At 72.9% G+C, this 2415-nt stretch carries 3 protein-coding genes; 1 reads left to right on the forward strand and 2 read right to left on the reverse strand.

Annotated elements, in window-relative coordinates:
- A partial coding sequence (locus PROKR_RS27400; protein ID WP_036970225.1) for a glycosyltransferase family 8 protein occupies positions 1–887 on the forward strand: 887 nt, incomplete at its 5' end.
- A 66-nt stretch (positions 888–953) separates the two neighbouring features.
- Here PROKR_RS27400 and deoC read toward each other — a convergent pair.
- Positions 954–1700 (reverse strand): deoxyribose-phosphate aldolase, encoded by a 747-nt coding sequence (deoC, locus tag PROKR_RS27405; RefSeq protein WP_036970228.1) that lies wholly within the window; start codon positions 1698–1700, stop codon positions 954–956.
- The coding region (locus tag PROKR_RS36440) for an adenosine deaminase family protein (protein ID WP_425414948.1) at positions 1697–2415 on the reverse strand (719 nt) is incomplete at its 5' end. The genes deoC and PROKR_RS36440, both read right to left, overlap by 4 nt.

Here is a 2415-nt window from a genome sequence, read left to right on the forward strand (position 1 = left end):
CTGGCATCGTGGCCGGCGTGCGCGCCACGCGCACGGTGGTGGAGGCGACGGCGCCGCGGTCCGCGGCGGGTGAGCTCAACGTCGCCGTGGCCCTGGACGGCAACCTGCGCGCCCAGATGGAGGTGGTGGTCGCCGGGGTGGTGCGGCACACCGACCGGCCCGTGCGGTTCGTCGCGCTGACCCGCGACCACTCCACGGCGGACCATGAGCGGCTCGCCACCCTGTTCCCCGAGGTCACGTTCGAGTGGTACGCCTGCGACGGGATCGACTACGGGTCGGTGCTCGGCATGCTCAAGCACATCACCGTCGCCACGATGGACCGGCTGCTGCTGCCCGAGCTGCTGCCGCACCTGGACCGCGTGCTCTACCACGACCTGGACGCGCTGACCGTGACGGACCTGGCGGAGCTGTACGACACCGACCTGGGCGGAGCGCCGCTGGCGGCCCGTCCGTCGATCTCGTACAACTACCGGCACGGCGTGGGCAACGTCATCCGGGCCACGCGGCTGCTCAAGCACGACCCGGCCGCCGCGCGCGACCTGGTGCGCGCCATGATGCAGCGGCACCGGCACGGCTACCAGGGCTTCAACGCCGGGATCCTGCTGCTCGACCTGGCGGTGCTGCGGGCCGACGGCTTCACCGCCGAGTTCGTGCCGTACGCCGAGCGGTACGGCCTCAACGACCAGGACGTGCTCAACGCGTACGCCGGGTCGCGGTACCGCGTCCTGGACGCGCGGTGGAACGCGTGGCCCACGCAGGAGCTCGTGTCCGAGCCGGCCCTGATCCACTGGGCGGGCCCGGTGAAGCCGTGGCACGAGGACCGGTACGTCCTGCTCAAGGAGCACTGGCAGGCCGCCGAGGCCTGGCTCTCGACCCGCCGCGGCTGAGGCGCGGCCCGTCGTCGGTCGGGCTTGTCGAGACCTGGTCTCGACAAGCCCGACCAGCGAGGTGCGTCAGTAGGTGTCGGTCGACGCCGGGGCCGGCGCGTCCTGGTCGAAGCCCGCCAGGACCGAGGCCGTGCCCGACAGCCCCAGGCGGGTGGCGCCCGCCTCGATCATCGCGAGTGCCGTCTCCAGGTCCCGGATGCCGCCGGACGCCTTGACCCCGAGGCTGCCCCCGCCCAGCGCGCCGACGGTGCGGGCCATGAGCGAGACGGCGTGCACGGAGGCGCCGCCGGCCGGGTGGAAGCCCGTGGACGTCTTCACGAAGTCGGCGCCGGCGGCCTCGGCGGCCTTGCACGCGCCGACGATCTGCTCGTCCGTGAGCGCAGCGGACTCGATGATCACCTTGAGCACGCGGCCGGGCTGGACGGCGCCGCGGACGGCGGCGATGTCGGCCTCGACGACGTCGAACCGGCCGGCACGAGCGGTGCCGACGTCGATCACCATGTCGACCTCGTCGGCGTCGTCGGCGACGGCGCGGGCGGCCTCGAACGCCTTGACGTCGCTCATGTGCTTGCCCGACGGGAACCCGCAGACCGTGGCGACGGCGAGCCGCCCGGCGGCGACCTCCACCGCGAGCGAGACGAACGAGGGCGAGACGCACACCGAGTAGACGCCGAGCTCGGCGCCCTCCTCGACGAGGGCCGCGACGTCCGCGGCCGTGGCCTCCGGCTTGAGCAGGGTGTGGTCCACGAACGCGGCGAGAGCCGCCTTGTCACGCGGTACGAGGACGTGCGGCGCGGGGGTCGATGCGGTCATACGAGGGCACCTTCTACTTTCTGGAATCCGGGGAGGATGACCTGGTCCACGAGGTCGCGACGCTCGTCGTGGTGGATGAACGCGCCCCAGGCGGCGGTGACGGTCACGTCCGCCAGGTCGTCGACGGTCCAGCCGGCCTCGTCGACGAGGAGCTTCATCTCGTGCGTCATCGACGTGCGGGACATGAGGCGGTTGTCCGTGTTGAGCGTGACGGCGAAGTCGAGCTCCTTGAGCCGGGTGATCGGGTGCGCCGCGATCGAGCCGGCGACGCCCGTCTGGAGGTTGGAGACGGGGCACAGCTCGAGCGGGATCTGGTGGTCGCGCACCCAGTGCGCCAGCCGCCCCAGCTCCGCGGCCCGGTCGCCGTCGGTGGTGAACGCGATGTCGTCGATGATCCGCGCGCCGTGGCCCAGGCGGTCGGCCTGCCCGAGGTGCACGGCCTGCCCGATGGAGTCGAGGCCGGCGGCCTCGCCGGCGTGGATGGTCACGGGCACGTCGTGCTCGGCGAGGAACCGCCAGATGCCGAGGTGCCGCGACGGCAGGAACCCGTCCTCCGGACCGGCGATGTCGAACCCGACGACGCCGCGGTCGCGGTAGGTGACGGCGAGGTCGGCGACCTCCTGCCAGCGGTCCGCCTGCCGCATGGCGCCGACGATCTGGCCCACCCGGATGATGTGGCCCTCGGCCGCGGCGGCCGCGATGCCGTCGTCGATCC

The organism is Promicromonospora kroppenstedtii DSM 19349 (genome assembly GCF_000515355.1).
GTDB classification, from domain to species: Bacteria; Actinomycetota; Actinomycetes; order Actinomycetales; family Cellulomonadaceae; genus Promicromonospora; species Promicromonospora kroppenstedtii.

Coding starts and splice junctions, on each gene's coding strand:
- deoC (WP_036970228.1), bottom strand. CDS start 1,700: ATGACCGCATCGACCCCCGCGCCGCACGTCCTCGTACCGCGTGACAAG.